This is a genomic window from Sulfurimonas sp. HSL3-7 (genome assembly GCF_039645985.1).
In the GTDB taxonomy this organism is placed as follows: Bacteria; Campylobacterota; Campylobacteria; order Campylobacterales; family Sulfurimonadaceae; genus Sulfonitrofixus; species Sulfonitrofixus jiaomeiensis.
Map to the genome: position 1 here is coordinate 2129565 of NZ_CP147919.1, position 19684 is coordinate 2149248.

Here is a 19684-nt window from a genome sequence, read left to right on the forward strand (position 1 = left end):
GAGGGTATAGCGTTTCTTTCTTTTCGTTAGGTTTCTTTCTTGAGCTAGCAAGAAAGAAATGTAACATCACTACTATCAAAACTCATTCAAAAAAAGAGAGTCACTTGAGAAGTGTTCGAACGTATGACTTTTGTATCATACACTCTTTCCTTTTTGTCTCGCCAAAAACGAAACCAAAAAGCGCTCGTGACGGCTTCGAGCCCAGTAGCTACTGGGTACCAAACTTCCAATCAATTTGACACTAAAAACGGCAAACTCGCTTACGCTCAAACAAGCCGTTTTCTTAACGCATCAAATTGATTTCCAGTTTGCTCTGCAGATGCCACGAAAAGAGCCAAGCGGTGACGCATCTATTGGAATCTAAAAGCTGATGCTTTTCACAATACAGCTTCGTTTTCTTGTGCGGAGTGATGGGCTGTCATTCAATTTCACATTATCAACGAAGTTTGTGTTTCTTTTGCGTCAGAAGATTAATTCCGGCAGCAGTGCCGGAATGCCACTGGGAGAAAGATGAAAGTCTTAAAAGTGACTTTTGGCCGGAGGGTATTATCCTTTTCTTTTTTGGTTACTTTTTCTTTTGGATAAGCAAAAGAAAAAAGTGACACCTCTACTATCAAAAATCATTCAAACAAAAAATATATAAACAGCAAAGAAAAAACGCTCCAGGCTACCTCTTTTTCGCGAGTCTCCCGTTGAAATAGAACCACAGAACCATCGCCGTCACCATCATTCCGAAACTCAGCAGCTGCCCCATCGTCAGCCATTCACCGAAGAGAAAGCCCAGCTGTACGTCGGGCTGACGCCAGAACTCTGCAGTGAAACGCATCAGCCCGTACGCAAACCCGTAAAGCAGAATAAGCTCACCGTTGAAACGTTTATGGCTGCGGTATAGGTAGATGACCAGAAAGACCACCAATCCCTCGAGGATCGCCTCGTAGATCTGTGACGGGTGGCGCAGTACGCCGTCGACGTAGATGCCCCACGGCAGATCGGTCGTACGGCCGATGAGCTCTTTGTTGAGGAAGTTGCCGATGCGCCCGAACATATAGCCGACAGGAACGGCCAGCGCCACGACATCCATGATGATGCCGAAAGAGACCTCCGGATGGCGCCTGTGATAGTAGAGCGAGCCCAGGAACCAGCCGATGATCGCACCGTGGTAGCTCATGCCCCGGATCCCGACAAACTCCCCCTCTTTCGAGAAGGGGTTGAACATCTGCCACGGATGGCTCAGGTAATAGCTGGTATTCGGGTCATAAAAGAGGATGTAGCCCAGACGCGCCCCCAGAATGATTCCGATCTCGATATAGATGAAGTAGTCATCAAGCTGGCTCTGTTCGATGGCAAGCCTATCGCGCCTGACCATGCGTTTGGCGATATAGAGTGCGCTGACCAGGGCCAGGACATACATCATCCCGTACCAATGGACCGGGAAGGAGAAGAGTGTAAAGGCAACAGGGTTGAATTGTTCGTAGATATTGTTCCAGTATTCCATTGTCGTTCCGTTTATGGTGTGGCAAAGTATATCGAAAAACCCTATGAGCGAAGTTACAGAGCTGTTCTTTCCTGCACCCTGCCCTTCGCTGCTATCTCAGCAGCGCCAGCGAGACCAGCAACACGCCGACCGTCAACAGGTAGAAAGGAAGTATCACAAACCCCAACCTTCTACCACCCAGCACAAAAACGATGCCCATCTTGACCGTCGCATTGACCGATGTCGCTATGACGATACCGTTCATCGCCGCTTGCTGCGTGATCTTCACTGTCGCCAGCTGCGACAGTGAAAGGGTGATGGCGTCGACGTCGGTCAGGCCGGAAAGAAAGGAGATGATATAGACCCCGGAATCGCCGAACCACTCCTGCAGGATACCGATTGATCCGAAGATGATACCGAAGAGAAGCCCCAGTTTCAGTGCTTCGGAAAGCTCCAGCGGGTTGGCCTTCAGCGCACTGTCGCCGACCTTGTGCACCGGCTCCTGCCGGTTGTAAAGATACCCCACAAAAGCGAACCCTATGATCGCAGCGAGGAGATAGGGCAGTGCGAGCATTCGGGCAAGTGAAGGGTTGAAGATGGCCGCTTCGGCAAGCACTCGCACATACATGATGGTCGAAGCGACAGCAATACCGCCTGCAAAGTTCTTCAACCTGGACTGCCGCAGGATGTAGAGTTTGGAGAGCGTTATCGAGACCGCCGTCGAAGAGATGAGACCGCCGAATATGCCGGTGAGGTAGATCCCCTTTTTATTGCCGAGTATCTTGATGGCAATGTAGCCGACAAACGAAATCCCCGCGATCAGCACCACCATCAGCCACGTCTTATAGGGGTTGAAGACCCCGAACGGTCCGATCATCTCATCGGGCAGCAGCGGCAAGACAACGAAGGTCATCACGAGAAAAAGGGTAGCTGACGTAATGTCGGGCTGCGTTATCTGCTTCTCTACTTTGGCCAGGGCCCCTTTCAGTTCAAGCAGAAACAGCATGACAACCGCAATGAGAACGGCATAGCTCTCTAATGAAAAGTAGATCATCATCCCCAGCACATAGGTCACAAAAGAGGCGATCTCAGTCGTCGCGCCGTGATAGTCGGTCTTCATGGTCTTGTAGACATAGGCTATTATCACCAGCAGACCGAACAAAAAGAGCGAAACATGAAGAAAGAAAGGGACCGATGCCTGCATCCAGGCACTGATGTAGCCAAAAAGCGCGATCAGGGTGAATGTCCTTGCCCCCGCAAAACCGCTGCGTCCCTCGCGATGATAGTACATCTCCCGCTGCAGCCCTATCATCAACCCGACGAAAAGGGCGATCCCCAGCTGTTTTATAATTGTTATTTCCATCGTACCCACTTGTAGATCTCAGTTATGATAAATATCGGCAGTGCCACTAACACTATAATACCCCAATCTTCCCATCCCATCGCAGTCGTATGGAGCGCCTCCTGCAAAAACGGCAGATAAACGGCGCCGGCCTGCAGCGCCACCGTCAGGGCGATCGCCCCCAACAGCCACTTGTTGGAGAAGAAACCTATCGCATTGATCGGTTCGCGCAGGGAGCGGAAGTTCAGCACGATCATCTTTTCAAGAATGATGATCCCGGTAAACGCAACGGTCTGTGCAAGCAGAAGGCCATTTTCGGGCGCCTGCGACAGGTAGTGGTGAAAAAGCCAGAGCGTCGCCAGGCCGACATAGCCTCCTAGTAGTGCGATCATTATAATACCATAGCGGTCAAGGATCGGCTCACGCACCTCTCTCGGCGGCCGCTTCATGATCCCCTTCTCGGCCGGTTCAACGCCGAGGGCGACCGCGGTCATACCATCGGTGACCAGGTTCATCCAGAGGATCTGCACCGGGATCAGGATCAGCGGTCCGCCCAGCAGGATGTTGACGAAAATGGCGATTACCTCCCCGCTGTTGGACGCCAGAAGGTACTGGACGAACTTCTGTATATTGTCATATTCGCGCCGCCCCTCTTTGACGGCGTTGACGATGGAGGCGAAGTTGTCATCGGTCAGAACGATGTCGGAAGCGCTCTTGGCGACATCGGTCCCCTTTTTGCCCATCGCGATGCCGACATCGGCCTCTTTGAGTGCCGGTGCGTCATTGACCCCGTCGCCGGTCATGGCGACCACTTCTCCTCTGCTTTTGAGTATCTTCACGATCCGCAGCTTCTCTTCCGGACGCGTCCGCGCGAAAAGAACCCTCTCTTTGAGGAGCTCGGCAAGGGCGTCGTCTTCTATCTCGGCAAGTTCACCGGAGGTGACAGCCCGCTCTGCTTTCAGGCCGATGGCATCCGCAATGGAGAGTGCCGTGTCGGGGCTGTCACCGGTGATCATGATCACCTTGAGGCCCGCCTCGTCCGCCGTCCTGATCGCTTCGGGGACCGCCTCATGCGGCGGATCGATGATGCCAACAATGCCGAGAAGGATAAGATCGTTCTCCACACTCTCTTCAGAGAGACTGCTCTCATCGCTGAGTTCCCTGAAAGCGACAGCAAGCGTTCGCAGCCCTTTGGACGCCATCATTGTATATGCCGTTTCGACCTCTTCTTTCTGCGTCTCATCGAGCGCAACCGCACGCCCCTCTTTAAAGAGGCGGCTGCTTCTCTCGAGAATCACCTCCGGTGCCCCTTTGACATAGGCCGTCAATACCCCTTTCTCATGCACGATGACACTCATCCGTTTGCGCGCAGAGCTGAAAGACAATTCACTGACCGTCTTCTCTTCCTCTTCGTTATAAAGCCTCGCCTTGTAAGCCGCAACGACTAGGGCGGCTTCGGTCGGCTCCCCTATCGCCTCCCAGCCGCCATTGCTTTTCTGGACCTTGGCATGGTTGCAGACCAGGGCACTTTTCAGCAGCAGCATCAGTCCGGCACGGCTTCGGTAGTCGATCTTCTCGCCCTCTGCCTCGAAATGGCCGGCGGGGTCGTAACCGCTGCCGGTGACCCCCACCTCTCCCTCAGCAAGCCAGATCTTCTTCACCGTCATCTGGTTTTGCGTCAGTGTCCCGGTCTTGTCCGTACAGATCGTGGTGGCGGCACCCAGCGTTTCGGCCGCCTGAAGGCGTCTGAGCAGCGCCTTCTGCCCGGCCATCGCCTTGATCCCCAGAGCCAGAGTGATGGTCACGACAGCAGGAAGTCCCTCCGGTACCACAGCGACCGCCAGGGCGACGCCGGTGAGGAACATCTCGAGAAGATCTTTGCCCAGCAGCCACCCGAACAGGGCGACAAGTACGGAGATTGCAACAGAGTAGATGCCCAGTTTTCTGCCCAGAACGGCCAGCTTCTTCTGCAGCGGCGTCGGCGCTTCTTTGACACGCTGCGTCATACCTGCAATCTTACCGAACTGGGTCGCCATCCCTGTCTCGACAACCAGACCGCTCCCCCGTCCGTTGACGACAGCCGTTCCCATCCATGCCATGTTCGACTGTTCCGAGAGCGGCTTCTCTTCGCTGAGAAGGTCACTGTTTTTGGCGACCGATGACGACTCCCCCGTCAAAGCGGACTCGTCGGCTTTCAGGTTAACACTCTGCAGCAGCCTCAGATCGGCAGGGACCTTGTCACCGATCTCCAGCAGAACAATATCGCCGCGTACAAGCAATTTCGCATCGATGATCTGTTCTTTGCCGTCACGAAGCACCTTCGCTGTCGGGTGGAGCATCTGGCGCAAAGCTTCGATAGCATTTTCCGCTTTGAACTCCTGCACAAACCCGAGTACCCCGTTCAAGACGATGATGACCAGGATGGTGACCGCATCGCCGACCTCACCGATGGCCAGGGAGATGGCCGCCGCCGCAAAGAGGATAAGGATGAGCACATCGGTGAACTGGCGGAGGAAGACCCTGTACCAGGGGGCTCTGTCAATACGGACAAGTTCGTTCGCCCCCTCCTCTCTCGCCCTTTTTCGGGCCTCCTCCTCGCTCAGCCCGCTCTTCGCATCACTGTTGAAAGCCTTGATAACCTCGTCCGGCGCTTTGCTCTGCCATAGCGAGTTACTCTGCACGGCAGACCTCCCTGCCCCAAAAACGTATCAGTAGAGAAAAGAGCAGCGGCACGGTAATCGCGGTAAAAGAGGAGGCGGCGACCAGCGCCGTAAAAAGTTTCTGATCGATGATCGCGGCACTGTAAAGCAGCTGGGCGACGATGATCTCCGTCGTCAGCCTCGCATCCAGTCCGACCCCGACGACCACCGCTTCTTTCAGCGCCATCTTCTTCATCGGTACCATCAGCAGTACCCCAAGCAGTTTGCCCACTGTACCGGCGAGGTAGAGCACTATGGCCAGAAGCGGCTCCTGCAGAAAGCCCTCCATATCGGCATTGAAACCGACCCAGAAAAAGAAGAGAACGCCGAAAAAGCCGTAGCTCAGGGTCTGCGTCGTTTTGGTAAGCAGCTCCCCTTTCTGCTCCTCATGTTCAAACAGGGGGCGCATGATGACCCCTGCCGTAATGGCCCCGACGACCATCCCCAGTTCGACATACTCGCCGAAACCGCCGAAACCGAAAAGGATCACCAGCGACAGGAGCATCAGCCCACTCAGGTTCTCCGGCTCCCACTTCTCCATCATCTGCGGTATCCAGCGGTAAAATGCCCAGGAGATCAACATGAAGACAAAGATGCCGGCCAGAAGGCCGATCACGCCGCCATGGCTCTGACCGCTCTTTACCCCTATCCAGACGGAGACGATGCCGACCAGCACGACTTCGATAATGTCATCGAGCACCCCCGCGCCGATAATATAGGTACCGACGCGTGTCTTGATCATTTTGAACTCATCGAGAATCGGCACGATCACCGCTTCGGCCGTCGGCATACGTGTCATCCCGATGACAAGGGCGATCGCCCAGCCGTAGCCGTAGAGCAGCATAGCTGCGGCACCGAAGAGGAAGGGGAAAATGGTGTTTAAAACAGTGAGCCATATGATGTCGGAACTTGACTTTTTCATCTCCCCCAGCTCGATCTGCAGCCCGATATAGAAGAGCAGGAAAAGGACACCGAGATCGGCAAGGAAGCTAAAGGTGCTTTCAAACGCTGCAATAGAGTGGACAAAGGCGGAAAACGGTGTATAACTCAGCGCCATACCGACAAACAATGCCGCCAGAATACTGGGAATCCGAAATCTGGCGAGAAGATAGCCGAAGGTGTAGGTCAGAACAAAGATAAAGGATAAGGAGAGAAGCAGTTCACCCAGTTCGACTTCATTCATCACCGCATCTCCGTGGGGAAAAAGCCGCGAAAGAGCCAAACCGCTGTATCAAAAGCATCTTCTCTCCTTAAAAAAGCGGTGTCCCGTTGGCCCGGTGCCACGCAAGCAGATCTTCCCATATCTCTCCGGCATTTTCGCCGTAGCTGAAAAGGGAGCGGTCCGCAGGGTCGATCGACCCCTCTTTTTCCATAAACTCCATGTTTACCAGCTCTTTCCAGTAAGTCTCACCGACCAGCACGATCGGGACCGGCTCTATTTTCCGTGTCTGTATCAGCGTCAGTATGCCGAAGAGTTCGTCGAGCGTACCGAAACCGCCCGGAAAGAAGACCAGGGCTTTCGCCCGCTGCAGGAAGTGGAGCTTTCGGATCGCAAAATAGTGAAACTGAAAACAGAGATCGGGGGTGACGTAGGGGTTGGGAAACTGCTCTTCGGGCAGAGAGATGTTCAGACCGATCGATTTTGCGGCGACGTCGAAAGCCCCCCGGTTGGCCGCCTCCATAATGCCGGGGCCGCCTCCTGTCATCAGGGTTATCCTGCTGTCAGCCGGCCCGGCTCCCGCACTGCCGACCAATCGTCCGAACCGCCTTGCGATTTCGTAGTACCTGCTTTTTTCCAGTATGCGCTCGGCGATCTCCACCGCCTCTGCTCTCTCACAAGCGTCGGGAGAACTTTTCAGGGCTTCAAGCTGACGCCTGGCTGTCGTCTCTTCGATAATGCGGGTGCTTCCGAAAACGACAATGGTGTGCTCGATGCCGTGTTTCTGCAGCAGCAGTTCGGCCTTGAGATAATCGAGCTCCAGACGGATACCCAGTGTCTCATGCTGCTCCAGGAAGGCGCTGTCCTTCTCGGCAATCTCATAACCGGGACCACTTGTGATCGCTTCGATTCTTTCGTGCGCCCGGGGGTCTTCATCAAGGGATTTGCGGCGCTGCCACGGTAGCGGCGCCTTGCAGTCGTTTTTTGCGTCTCTCATCTGCTACTCTCTCTTCGCCGTACCTCACCTGCTCCGCCAGAGGGAGATGTGTTCCGGCTTTTACCGCCTGTAGAGGCCTTGCAACAATTGTATTCCCATCTAACTTAAAACCCCTTTGGCCCTCTCTGGCACAGCACTTGCATGCCGCTTTTGCATCGGCCGACAACGAAGCAGCAAAAAAGAGAGGGAAAAGGGTACGGGGAGAGACGCCTGCCAAAGAGGAGGCAGGAACGCTTGTGTCAGAGAGTGATGACCTTCCACTCCTTCTGGAGCGCCTCCGTCAGGAATTCGCCTGTGTGAATGGCCTTGACACCGAGTGATTCAAGCTTTTCAGTGACGCCGTAGTCATCGCTGCAGACGACGCAGACCGAGGTCTCCACCCCGCTCTCCTGAACGGTTTTCAGCATCGCCTGGAGTTCACTGTTATGGGCCAACACCCTGGCGGATGGGCCCCAGATCATCAGGTGGGCCTCGTCCCAGTAGCCTCTCGGCAAAATGACGCTGCCGTAGAGCAGCACCATTTTTTTCGCCACTTCGACCTCTTCGGTCGTCCAGAGTATCAGCAGCTTGTTCACTGTTTTTTAAGCGCTTCGGCGATCAGCTCGATCGGGTTCTTGAAGATCGTATCGACCTCTGCCTGATAGAGCGAGTCGTTGATCTGCATACGGCAGGCGGAGCACTCCGCCGAGACCACCTGCGCCCCGGTCTCCTTGATCATCGCCGCTTTCGGTACCCCCGCCGCCTTGGCGAAATGGTATTTCTCGGTCTGCATCGTCACCCCGCCGAAGCCACAGCAGACGTTCGGGTCGCTCATCTCTTTAAGGACGTAGCTCTGCTTTATGAGGTTGCGCGGCTCGTTGTGGACACCCTGCATCTTTCTGGCATGGCAGGGGTCGTGGTAGGTGACGATCAGATCGTTTTTGGCTTTTGCCGAAAGCAGATGTTCCAGATGGGTGTGGTGCTGGAGCCACTCGGTCGCCATGAAGACCTTGTCTTTGAGCTTTCTCGCCCGTTCCTGCCACTCCGGCTGGTCATGGAAGAAGTGCTCGTAGTCGATCTTGATCATCGCCGAACAGGTCGCCTCGGGGATAATGATCGCTTCAACCTCATCGATGAAGCTCTCAAAATATTCGATGTTCTTTTTCGCGTTGTTGTCGACCGTATCGAAATCGCCTGTAAAGTAGGCCGGTGCCCCGCAGCATAGCTGTTTTTTCGGGATGAAAGCGTCAATCTCAAGGGCTTCGAGAATATCCAGTAGCCCTTTGCCGATCTCGGTATAGTTGTAGTTGGCAAGACAGCCGATGAAGATCGCCACCCTTCGTTTTCCGCCGTTGTCGATGTTCTCGGGATTCGCGTTCAAAAACGAGGTCTTGCCCATACTCGGCAGCAGGCGGTCTTTTTTGATGATCGGCAGACGAAAACGCGGTTCCATCGACTGCTGTTCTGCCTTGATCTTGAAGCCGCAGGTCTGAAAGACGTAGCCGAGCTTGAAGAGCAGGTCCATCGTGAAACGGTGGCGCAGCAGAAAGAAGAAGGCCTTTTTAAACCACGCCAGTCCGAACTTCTCGGCGATATCGGCGCGCACCTGTTCGATCACCATGTCGGTCGGCAGGGCCTTCGGACAAATGTCGACGCAGTTGGTACAGAGGAAACAGCTCTCGAAGATATCTTTGGCCGTTTTATCCAGTTCGAGGTTGCCTTTCTGATAGGCCCCGAGCAGATCGATGAAACCGCGCGGCGAGGTGACCTCGTCGGCGTTGACGTTGTGGATGGTACAGACCGGTATACACATCCCGCACTTGATACAGGCATCGCTGGTCTCACTGAAGTTGAAGATATCTTCCGGACGTTTTTGTTTCTTGCTCATCATACTGTCTTTGAAAAGGTCTTTTTGGAACCGGCGTGCTTGTTCATATAGGCATCAAACACCATGGCGATGTTTCTGATCAGCAGGGTCCCCGTCTCCGAGCACTCGATATGATCGCCGTTGACACGCACCAGTTCCTCATCAATAAACGGTTGGAGCCCCGGTAGGTCATCTGCAAAATAGGTGTTGAAATCAACGTCAAAATCGGCATTGAAACGTTTGATATCCATTTTGAAGTTGCTCATCAGCTCCATGATCACATGCTGGCGTATCATGTCATCCTCGTTAAGCACAACACCGCGTTCGAACGGCAGTCTGTCCGCATCGATCGCCGCCTCGTACGCCTTCATCTCTTTGAAGTTCTGGGCGTAGTAGTCTACCCCCTCGCCGATCGAAGTGAGGCCGACACCGATCAGGTCGGCGCCGCCCTTGGTGGTGTAGCCCTGGAAGTTGCGGTGGAGTTCACCCTTCTCTATCGCTTTGAAGAGTTCGTCCTCGGGTTTGGCAAAGTGGTCCATCCCGATCATTTTGTAGCCGTTCTCCGTGAGATAGTCGATGGTGTACTGCATGATCTGCAGTTTCTCGTCCGGCAGCGGCAGCGTCGTTTCGTCGATCTTGCGCATCGTCTTTTTAAGCCACGGCACATGGGCGTAGTTGAATACGGCGAAGCGGTCGGGGTTGAGCGAAAGGGAGAGTCTTAGGGTCTCCTTGAAGGTTTCCAGGCTCTGGTACGGCAAGCCGTAGATCAAATCGACGTTGACCGACTCCATATTGTATTTGCGGGCCAGGTCCATCGCATTTTTCGTGATGTCGTAGGGCTGGACGCGGTGCACCGCCACCTGCACCTTCTCGTTGAAATCCTGGATGCCGAAGCTGACGCGGTTGAACCCCTCTTCGCTCATCATCTTCATCTGCGCCTCATTTATATGGCGCGGGTCGATCTCGCAGGAGATCTCGGCGTCGGTGCTGAAGTTCTTGAAATGGCTTTTGATCGCCACGATGATCTCTTTAAGCTGCTCGGCACTGAAAAAGGTCGGCGTCCCCCCGCCGAAGTGCATCTGGATCACCTCGCGCGAGGTGTCGACATGGCGGCTCAGGATCGCGAGTTCGCGTTTGAGGTAGTCGATGTAACGGACCATCTTCTCCTCTTTGGAGGTGAAGACGACGTTACAGCCGCAGAAATAGCAGGCGTTGCGGCAGAACGGCAGGTGGAAATAGAGGGATAGAGGACGCGAACTCTCCTGACTCTCCAGTTTGTTGATATAGGTCTCATAAGTAAAGGCATCATTGAACTCCAAAGCCGTCGGATACGAGGTGTATCGCGGTCCCGGTTTAGAGTATTTGATAAATTTTGCGAAGTCAAGCATAAGCGTCCAATATTTTAATATTAATACGCGATTATGCCGTTGAAGTGTTGAAAACGGGGTTAAAGAGAGAAATTAATACCGCAGCAAGAAGGTTGTTTACGCATCGGTTGCCCTTCATCCGGGTTAACGAAGCGCCTATGTACGATCTCTATCCACACACTGTCCGATAAGCGTTTCACGACCTTTCTACCTGTCATAAAAAAGTTCGATGCACTTCTTGAAATCGCTGCAGCGCACGCAGCGCACAAAACGGCGTTCCTCTTTGGGAAGGGTGTAGGAAGCCCCGCTGCCGAAGTCGACGACCCAGGCGTGCGGCGCGTTCCAGGCGTAGGTGCTGGCGGTCCAGTAGACGGCATTTTTCTTGTAGTAGACAAAGCCTTTTTTGATCCTGCGGCCCGCAGGACGGCTGATATCGACGATGGTCGCCATCTCGCTCTCGCTCGGCAGCCACCAGTCGTCGAAGCCTTCAAGGTCAAGCTCTTCGCAGTTCTCCTTTGCCTCCTGCCAGGTCAGGATAACGCTCTTGTTCTCAACAACGTCCTGCCACATAAACGCCGTCTTTTCATCGACGAGCGTCTGGCTCATCAGCCAGGAGTGAGAGGCGAGTAGCAGAAAAAGAAGCCGCTGCATCTAGAACTTGGCGCTCAGTGAGAGCGAGACCGAGCGGCCTGTTTTATATTTCAGCGTCACATTGTCGCCCTGCTTCCAGATGGTCTCATCATCCAGGATGTTCTTAAGCTTGAAGGTCATCGCCATGTCCGCAAAGACATCCGTTTTAAACTGCTCCGTCCAGGTGAAATCAAGCAGATGCGGCGGCACTTCATAATCGTCAAGCGCATAGATGACCGTACCGTTTTTCAGCGCCACCCGCATCAGACGTTCGGACATCTTGTTGTACGAGAGGTTCAGGGTCCGGTTGTCGCTCTGCTCATACGTGAATGAGAGGTTCAGTACCTGCGGTGACAAGCCCTGCAAGCCCCGGTTCTGGGTCACAAACTTACGCTGCTGATCCGGTGTCAACTCCACTTTCGAATCAATATAGGTATAGTTTCCGGAGAAGACAAAGTCATCCAATGCACCCGTGATAAAGCCCAGGTTTTTATACCAGCTCAACTCAATCCCCGCCAGATCCGCTGCCGCCGAATTCTCAAAAGAGTAACGCGGCAGTGTCCCCGTCGTAAAGGTCTGCGTATCTTCGATAGGGTTGTCCATGTGCTTATAGAAGAGCGACGCACTGATCGAATCGATAGTGTTAAAGAAGTAGTCATACCGCAGATCGACACTCTGGATATCTGTCTCGACCAGATCCGGATTACCGGCAATCTTTGCCAGGAATACCGGGTGAATGAACTCGGCATCGACAAACTCGCGGAAGTCGGGATAGACAAAGGTCTCGGAGTACGCCAGACGGATCTGATTCGCATCGTTGATGCTGTATTTCGCCCCAAGACTCGGCAGGTTTTTAGTAAATTTAAGTTCATTGCTCGTCGTTCCGACGATATTATTCGTCACCTCATATTGGCGGACCGTCTGCGTCAGGTCGACATGGCGGACCCCGAAGGTCAGATCCAGATCTTCCATCGGCTTGAGCATCCCTTTGAGGTAGAACGCCTTGCGGTCAAGGCTGGCATTGTACTGATCCTTCGGCTGGGAGGTGATACTGTAGTCCAGCTCATCCCCCGTCCCGTAGTCGATGATCCCGCCGATCGGTCCCGAGATGACATCGGCATCGGTGATACTGCTCTGTATGGTCAACTCCCGGCGGTTACCGACACGCTCTTTCTTCTCCTGTACATACCCCAGTTCGAGGTAATCTTCATCGCTTAACAACGGGATATCCGTCTTGTTTTTCAAGAAGAAGTTCGTCACCTCATCCTCTGTCGTTCTGTTGTTATAGGTCAGTTTGCTCTGGTTCGGCTGAAAGACATACGGCTGGCTCGCAAAGACTTTTTTATAGTTGTAGACGACATCGTTCGGAACATCTTCACTCGCCGTCGCAAACTCGTACCCGAAATCAAACCGGTTGTCGGTCAACAGGTCGTAGCTCAGGCCGCCGTTGATCTGATTGATGTCCAGCTCGCGTTCCTGCCACTCCAGGTAGCTCTGCAGCTCTCTTGAGTTGTTCTCACCGAAGGTCCCTTCGACCGAACGGGTCTGATCAAGCGTGTTCAGGACGTAGAGTTTGGTGTAGGCAATGTCAAAATTTCTGAATTGGTACCCGACATTGAAAAGCCCCCCGTGCTGCACGGTCTCACGGTAGGAGTCGTTCACCGCCGTGTTGTCCGGTGTGCTCTCCTGCACACCGTCCCGCGATGTCAGATAGTCGTAAGAGGTGTAGGTCTGCAGTTTCGCTTCGCTTTTATACCCGTACGATGCCAAAAAGCTCAGTTCGTGTTCGTCGGCGATCGTAAAACTCTTGGCCACTTCCATCTCGACTTCGCCGCCGAGCGGCACCGTTGTCGTCTGGTTGTTAATGTTTCGGTCTTTCAGGAAATTCTGCATCTCACTGCTGCTGTAATCAAGGCTCGGCGGGTTCTCTCCGACAACAGGGGTCATCGCATTCACAAGACCGGAGTTGAATGCACGGTACCCGTCATCAAAACCTGTCCAGTCACTTGAAGAGCCCTGGTAACTCGGCGCCTCTTTGCCGTAGGAGTCATGGATGTTCAGCCCCACTTTGACCTTGGCATAATCGTCATCCGAAACCTTTTTGGTCCGTACATTGACATACCCGCCGCCGAAGGCGCCCGTGATGTCCGGGGTAAAGGTCTTCTGCACCTGCAGACTGCCGATGACGCCGCTCGGGAACATGTCAAGCGGAACCGTACGTTTGACCGGGTTCGGCGAAGGGAGCGCCATACCGTTGAGCTCGGTGCTTGAATAACGGTCTCCGAGTCCACGGACATAGATATATTTACCGCCCAAAATCGTGACACCGGCCACACGTTTCAAAGCGCTCGCTGCATTGGAGTCACCCTGTTTTGACATCTGTTCGGAACCGATGATGTTGGCGATCGATTCGCTGTTACGCTCTTCGGCCATGACGGCTGCAACCGAACCCTGTACCTGCGGGGCCAGAACAACGAACTCTTCGAGCTCCATCGATGCCGGTGACATCTCGACAAACTTTGTCACGCTTTCATTGCCCAGGACCGTCACCTTGACCGTCTGCGAACTGTACTCGCTGTGGATGATGGAGATGGTCTGATTCCCCTCAGGAATCGTCAGCGACACTAGACCTTTGTCGTCACTTTTGACATCGATCTTCATACCTTTTACAAAGATTCGTGCGTTTTTGATAGGTTCGGTACTCTCGGATGACGTCAATTGAAGATTGACATAGCCGTTGACAACGCTCTTATTGCTGTCAGCCTGAGCTGCCGACGCGGCGCTCTGGGGCACCTCTTCATCGACAAAATCGAGCGTATTGTCGGCTTTCAATGAGACAAACAGCTGCGACTCTTTGCCCTTTTCGATCATGAAATTTTTCTTGACGAAGGCCTGCGGCACCCCGTTCTCTTTGGCAACCACCTGAAGCTGATAGCTGCCTGCCGGCAGAACGGTAAAAAGGTAGCCGTCGCTGTCGGTGACGAATTCCGCTCTTTTGTCATAGCTGCCCGGTGCGTTGATCAGCGCCGAATCCGACTTTTTAAAGATCGCAACGGTCTGGTCGGCAAGCGGCTTGCCGTCTTTCATGGCATAAAACGAGAGTTCCCCGGTATCGATAGCGTAGACGGAGCTTAAAAAAGCCATCAAGATTAAAAATAGTTTCATAATTCACATTCCCAAGCGTTGTTTTGACATTTTTCGATGTTCTTGCGAAGCTCCGTCGCTTTTGCGAAGAGATCCGGGCGCGTCAGCTCTTTGAGCTGTGCTTCGCAGGCCGCAAAATTAGCGGTCATATAATAGGCATAGGCCAGGGCATAGCGGATATTCTCATCCTCCAGCAGGCCGCTGCGTTCGATCGCACTGTGCGCCGAGACCACCCGTTCGTACTCGCCGAATTCAAGATAGATCGCGATACGCTGTTTATACTTCTCTTTGGTGTCGAGCAGCTGCGTGTTTTTATAGAGCGCCAGCGTAAACTCGCGGGCACGGCGCAGCATCTCGGCCGCCTCTTTGGTGTATTTGGCATCTTCGATCGAGGCCTGGTCAAAGAGGTCGGCCGCCGCATGGATCATCTCCTGGTCAAGATAGAGATGGGCCAACATCACGGTCATCTCGGCACTCTCAGGAAACTTCAGGTTGCCGCGTTCTGCCAATTCGGTCGCTTTTTGCGTCGCGCCGCTTTTGCGAAGGGCACCGATGAACGACAGATAGGTCTTGGCGTTGGGCTTTTCATTGGCCAGGTAGATCTCGGCATCTTCCAGTGCGCTTTGATAGAGCCCGAGTTCGACATAGTAGTTGAAACGCTGCTTGTAGACGGCAAAATAGTCCGGGAATCTGGCGATCGTTTCGGCAATCGTCTCCAGGGCCTCCGGACGCTGTTCAAGTTTCCAGTGACACTCCGCCCGCAAGGCCAGTAGCTGCGGTTTAGCCGCAGCAATATCGCCCGCCTTGTCCAGCGCCTCTATCGTTCCCTGATAGTCGAGCAGCTTAAAATTGTTCTGCGCGATATAAAGGTAGATCGTCGGTTCCGTCTGACCGCTCTCGATCGCTTTATAGAACTGTTCATTGGCCACTTTATAGAGCTGCTGTTTCGTAAAGACCAACCCTTTGATCGTGTAGTACAGCACGAAGTCAAAATCTTTCTGTGTCGTGTCAGCTTCGTTCAGGGTCTCGGCAGCACGGGCATAGTGACCGTCTTTCATCAACAGTGCCGCCAGTGCGACATGGTCGACTTCGTCATTCTTGCTCTTCTCAGCAGCAAAGACCGTCAGTTGTAACGCCGTTAATAACATAAAAAATAGTTTCATAGCTCTTCTCTTATTGCAGATCGAATCGGATCTTCTGTTTGGCCCACACTTTGACGTTTTGGCCCTGGTACTGTGCCGGGGTAAAGCTCCAGCCCATTACGCCCGCTTCGGCCGTTTCGTCAAAGACGCCTGCCGGTTCGGATTCCAGTACCTTGACCTTCTCCACCTGTCCCTCTTTACTGATGAGCAGGTTCATAAGCACGTAGCCGGTGACACCGTTTTTACGTGCCGCCTTCGGGTACTCCATTGCCGAACGCTGTGCCGGTTTAGGCGCCACATCGACGGACTCCCCTGTCATGACGACATCTTTATTGACATCGCCGAGCAGCGCATCGTCCATGCCGGCATCATCACTCATAAAAGCGTCCAGTCCGGTGTCAATACCCCCGAGGCTTGAACTCAGGCTCGGTGTCGGCGCAGCGCGTTTCACCTCCGCTTTTTTCGGTTTCGGCTTCGGTTTCGGTTTCGGCTTCGGTTTCGGTTTGACCATCTTCTGGATCTCGAAGTTGGCGGCTGCCTCTTTTTTCTTTGTCTCATGGATGCCGCCTGCTTCGTTCATCATGATGACCGTCGTGAAGACAAAAGCCACACCGAATACCATCCACACAGCGGCTTTGAGATAGGTTGACCAGTTTGGACGAAGCACCTTAGCCGACCTCTTTTTTCGTTGCGACAGCGACGTCTTTCGCACCCGAAAGTCGGCACTGGTCAACCACATCGATCAGCTTTTCAACAGCGATGGTGTCATCCGTCACAACAAGGACGGACTTCTCGGTCGAAGCACGCAGCATATCCCGCAGTTTGCCCTGTATCGCCCAGGTCTTGACAGGCTGGCCGTCTACATAGGTCTCGCCGGTGTTGTCGATGTAGACACGGATCACCTTCGATGAGGCACGCGAGGCTGACGAAGCGCCCGGGCGTTCTAGGTCGAGTTTCATATCTTTGACAAAAGTCGAACTCACCATAAAAAAGATCAACAGGATAAAGACCATGTCGATCAGCGGCGACATATCAACGTCGCTGACCTGCTCTTTTTTTCTTCTAAACTTCATGACTTACCTTTTCATTTACTTCTGTACATAAGATGTCGATGATCTGTTCGAGCTCCAGTTCCATCGTGTTCGCACGGCGGTCCAGCAGACGGCCGATGATCACACCGGGAACAGCCACGACAAGACCCAGCTGCGTTGTAAAAAGCGCCTGCGAGATACCGCCGGCGATACCGCCGCTCTGGCTGAAGAGCGATGCAGAGGCCAGGGAGTCGAAGGTCTCGATCATCCCTACGACCGTTCCCAAAAGTCCGATCAGCGGCGCGATCACGACCAGGGTCATCACCAGACGCGAGTACTGTTTAAGCTGTTTTTGATAGCCGTAGAAGCGGTCATCGAGCAGCTTGCGCGGGGAGACGGCATAGCCGTTCTCATCGATGATCTTCATCGCATCGACAATCGCACTGTCGATCAGTCCCTTTGTCGCAATGCGCTTGTTCTCTCTATATTTCCTGATCAGGGTACGCACACTCTTTTTTGACCCGCGCTTGAGGGTATGAAAACGAAACCCCAGACCGAACCACAGGAACATGGCAGTGAAAAAGAGCGGCCACATGACAAGGCCGCCGCTCTGCATGTAGTCAAAAAAGCCCTCCAGATACAGACTCAACATTATTTCTGCTTGTTATACTCGTTGATCAAATGCAGTGCAGAGTGTTCCATGCCGTCTTTGATCTTTTCTGCCCATGCACTCAACATGTTGCCAAGCAACAGCATCGGGATAGCCACGATAAGGCCGAGCTCCGTTGTGACAAGCGCGATCGAGATACCGCCTGAAAGCAGTTTCGGGTCACCCGTACCGAACTCGGTAATGATGTCGAAGGTTGCGATCATACCCGTTACCGTTCCAAGCAGACCCAGCAGCGGTGATACCGCGGCGATCACCATGATCGCTGAGCTGAAACGGTCAAGCCGGGTGCTCTCATGCATGATCGACTCCATCACGACATCCTCGACGTGTTCACGCTCGGCGTCGATATTGCGCACTGTTGCTTTAAAGAGTCGCGGCGCGGCACCTTTTTTGTCTCTCAGGAAATCCAGTGTCTTCTCCTGCCCATCCTTGAGAAGGTGCGTCAACGTCTCTTTTGCAAGCGGCAGAGTAGCCGAGTTCGATCCGGTCAGAAAGACAAAACGCACCAACGCCAGCAGCAGACCGAGCGCACCCAGACCCATGATCACCCAACCGATGATCCCGCCTGAGTTGATCACCGAGATGATCGTCTTCTCGGTCTTGTCTTCGATCTCTTTGGCGCTGTTCTCATAGATAAAGATGTCAAGCGTAGCAGGCATCTCCGATCTGGCCATGACCTTGGCCGTTTCAGCCGCTTCGGGTGCATTATAGATCTTGAACTTCCCTTCGCCGGCAGGAACAAGGGCGCCTGCACTTTCGGCATCGACCCCGTAGCGTGCGATGTTACCGATCTTGACGACCGTGCCGAGTCTTTCCGTACCGTCACTCAGGTAGAAAGGGCCCTTCGTCACTTCGACTGCAGAGAGTTGTCCGATCAGGGCATCCGCTTTTTCAAAGATTGTCTTAAGTGCCGCCTGATAGTTCTCCTTGTCAACCTCGACTTCGATACCGTAAGGTTTCAAGGCGGACTGCGCCTGCAGTACGACCGCTTCGACCATCGAGACGTCATCCGTCACGTTTTGGGCATGCTGCTGCGCCGCATAGAGCTGATCACTCAAGCTTTCGCTTCTGTTCTGTTTGGCAAGCACGCTGTTCTGCAGTGTGCCAAGCTCTGCTTTTGCTGCCTCAAGTTTCTGGGCATTTTCCGTTGTAATACGCTCCAGACGTTGTGTCAGCATATTCTTTTGTGCTTTCAAAAAAGCAAACTCTTTGGCATAAGCGCGTTCAAGCTGAGTATCGGTCGCACCGAAAAGTGCTGTTGTCACCAACAGCAGGGCCAATAGTAAATTACGCATTATTTCACCTCCGTTACAACAAGCGCATTAGGCAGGGTGAAATAGCCTGTGCGGATCTGTTTTTTAAAAGCATCGAAGAGAGCGGCGATCTGATCGGCCTGCGCTTTATCGAGTACCTGTTTATAGTCCCAGCCCCGCTCGCTCTTGACCACGTACCCCATCTCGTCATTCGGCGTCTTGAAGTACATCATCATCGTTCCGATGCGGGCCACTTCCGCCAGACGGTCCTGACCGTTAAGCTCGATCGTCTGTTTGAAAGTACCGTTCTCTTTGCTCATACGGATTGCATCGCCGTACGAGTTCCATGTCAAAGCCAGGGCTTTTTGTGCCGTGATCTCATCGTTTTCAAGCTGGCTCTGTATACGCTGCACATCAGCGATACGATCGGCCGTCTTGAAAGGGATCTGTGCCTGGATATCTTTTTCCAGAACAGACAACGCTTCCAGTACCAGAGGTTTCAGGCCCACCGAGTTTTTGCCCGCCTCCTTAACCTCTTTTTTGACCTTGCCCATCTCTGCGTCAAGCTGTTTTATACGAAGCTCTTCTCTCGCGATCAACGCATCAAGGTCATTTTTTTGCAGACGCAAAGATTTCATCGACCCTTTGAACGCATCTTTTTCATCTGCGATCGAACTGTCCAGCTGCTCCACTTCTGCACGAAGTTTCATCAACGATTCCGCCATATTGTCACTGTTTGCCATCAACGATGTACCAGCAACCAAAAAAGCCAAAGCAATATTTTGCATTTTTGTAGACATGGATTCCCCAAGTAATTTAAGATGGCGAATAATAGATCAGGGTGGTTACTTTAACGTTACTCTTGTGTAACATTTAGGTTACACAGCAACTGGAGGCAGATGGCCGGCTGGCACCGTCAAGCAGAAAAAA

16 protein-coding genes are annotated in these 19684 nt (G+C 53.3%); all 16 read right to left on the reverse strand.

Annotated elements, in window-relative coordinates; genetic code table 11:
• Positions 1-667: 667 nt before the first annotated feature.
• The gene (lgt, locus tag WCY20_RS10615; protein WP_345974998.1) at positions 668-1495 is read right to left on the reverse strand and encodes a prolipoprotein diacylglyceryl transferase; all 828 of its coding nucleotides are present in this window, start codon (positions 1493-1495) and stop codon (positions 668-670) included.
• A 91-nt stretch (positions 1496-1586) separates the two neighbouring features.
• Positions 1587-2837, reverse strand: coding sequence for an MgtC/SapB family protein (locus WCY20_RS10620; RefSeq protein ID WP_345974999.1), 1251 nt, complete (start codon positions 2835-2837; stop codon positions 1587-1589).
• Positions 2828-5497 (reverse strand): HAD-IC family P-type ATPase, encoded by a 2670-nt coding sequence (locus WCY20_RS10625; RefSeq protein WP_345975000.1) that lies wholly within the window; start codon positions 5495-5497, stop codon positions 2828-2830. The genes WCY20_RS10620 and WCY20_RS10625 overlap by 10 nt, the downstream gene beginning before the upstream one ends.
• Entirely contained in the window at positions 5487-6698 is a 1212-nt protein-coding gene (locus tag WCY20_RS10630) for a cation:proton antiporter (RefSeq protein WP_345975001.1), read from the reverse strand. The genes WCY20_RS10625 and WCY20_RS10630 overlap by 11 nt, the downstream gene beginning before the upstream one ends.
• A 67-nt stretch (positions 6699-6765) precedes the next feature.
• Positions 6766-7671, reverse strand: a complete 906-nt coding sequence (locus tag WCY20_RS10635; RefSeq protein WP_345975002.1) for an LOG family protein — start codon at positions 7669-7671, stop codon at positions 6766-6768.
• 239 nt (positions 7672-7910) lie between these two features.
• Positions 7911-8246, reverse strand: a complete 336-nt coding sequence (locus WCY20_RS10640; RefSeq protein ID WP_345975004.1) for a DsrE family protein — start codon at positions 8244-8246, stop codon at positions 7911-7913.
• The gene (locus WCY20_RS10645; protein WP_345975006.1) at positions 8243-9541 is read right to left on the reverse strand and encodes a (Fe-S)-binding protein; all 1299 of its coding nucleotides are present in this window, start codon (positions 9539-9541) and stop codon (positions 8243-8245) included. Before WCY20_RS10645 ends, WCY20_RS10640 begins: the two co-directional genes overlap by 4 nt.
• Positions 9538-10905, reverse strand: coding sequence for an oxygen-independent coproporphyrinogen III oxidase (gene hemN, locus WCY20_RS10650; protein ID WP_345975007.1), 1368 nt, complete (start codon positions 10903-10905; stop codon positions 9538-9540). The genes WCY20_RS10645 and hemN overlap by 4 nt, the downstream gene beginning before the upstream one ends.
• Before the next feature lie 186 nt (positions 10906-11091).
• Entirely contained in the window at positions 11092-11535 is a 444-nt protein-coding gene (locus tag WCY20_RS10655; protein WP_345975009.1) for a DUF1566 domain-containing protein, read from the reverse strand.
• Entirely contained in the window at positions 11536-14679 is a 3144-nt protein-coding gene (locus WCY20_RS10660; RefSeq protein WP_345975011.1) for a TonB-dependent receptor, read from the reverse strand.
• Positions 14676-15821 (reverse strand): hypothetical protein, encoded by a 1146-nt coding sequence (locus WCY20_RS10665; protein ID WP_345975012.1) that lies wholly within the window; start codon positions 15819-15821, stop codon positions 14676-14678. Before WCY20_RS10665 ends, WCY20_RS10660 begins: the two co-directional genes overlap by 4 nt.
• Before the next feature lie 10 nt (positions 15822-15831).
• Positions 15832-16467 (reverse strand): TonB family protein, encoded by a 636-nt coding sequence (locus WCY20_RS10670; protein WP_345975014.1) that lies wholly within the window; start codon positions 16465-16467, stop codon positions 15832-15834.
• 1 nt (position 16468) lies between these two features.
• Positions 16469-16873 carry a biopolymer transporter ExbD gene (locus WCY20_RS10675; RefSeq protein ID WP_345975015.1) on the reverse strand — a complete coding sequence of 135 codons (405 nt, stop codon included), beginning with the start codon at positions 16871-16873 and terminating at the stop codon, positions 16469-16471.
• The gene (locus tag WCY20_RS10680; protein WP_345975017.1) at positions 16863-17483 is read right to left on the reverse strand and encodes a MotA/TolQ/ExbB proton channel family protein; all 621 of its coding nucleotides are present in this window, start codon (positions 17481-17483) and stop codon (positions 16863-16865) included. The genes WCY20_RS10675 and WCY20_RS10680 overlap by 11 nt, the downstream gene beginning before the upstream one ends.
• Positions 17483-18796 (reverse strand): MotA/TolQ/ExbB proton channel family protein, encoded by a 1314-nt coding sequence (locus WCY20_RS10685; protein ID WP_345975019.1) that lies wholly within the window; start codon positions 18794-18796, stop codon positions 17483-17485. Before WCY20_RS10685 ends, WCY20_RS10680 begins: the two co-directional genes overlap by 1 nt.
• Positions 18796-19527 carry a DUF3450 family protein gene (locus WCY20_RS10690; protein ID WP_345975020.1) on the reverse strand — a complete coding sequence of 244 codons (732 nt, stop codon included), beginning with the start codon at positions 19525-19527 and terminating at the stop codon, positions 18796-18798. The genes WCY20_RS10685 and WCY20_RS10690 overlap by 1 nt, the downstream gene beginning before the upstream one ends.
• Positions 19528-19684 lie beyond the last annotated feature (157 nt).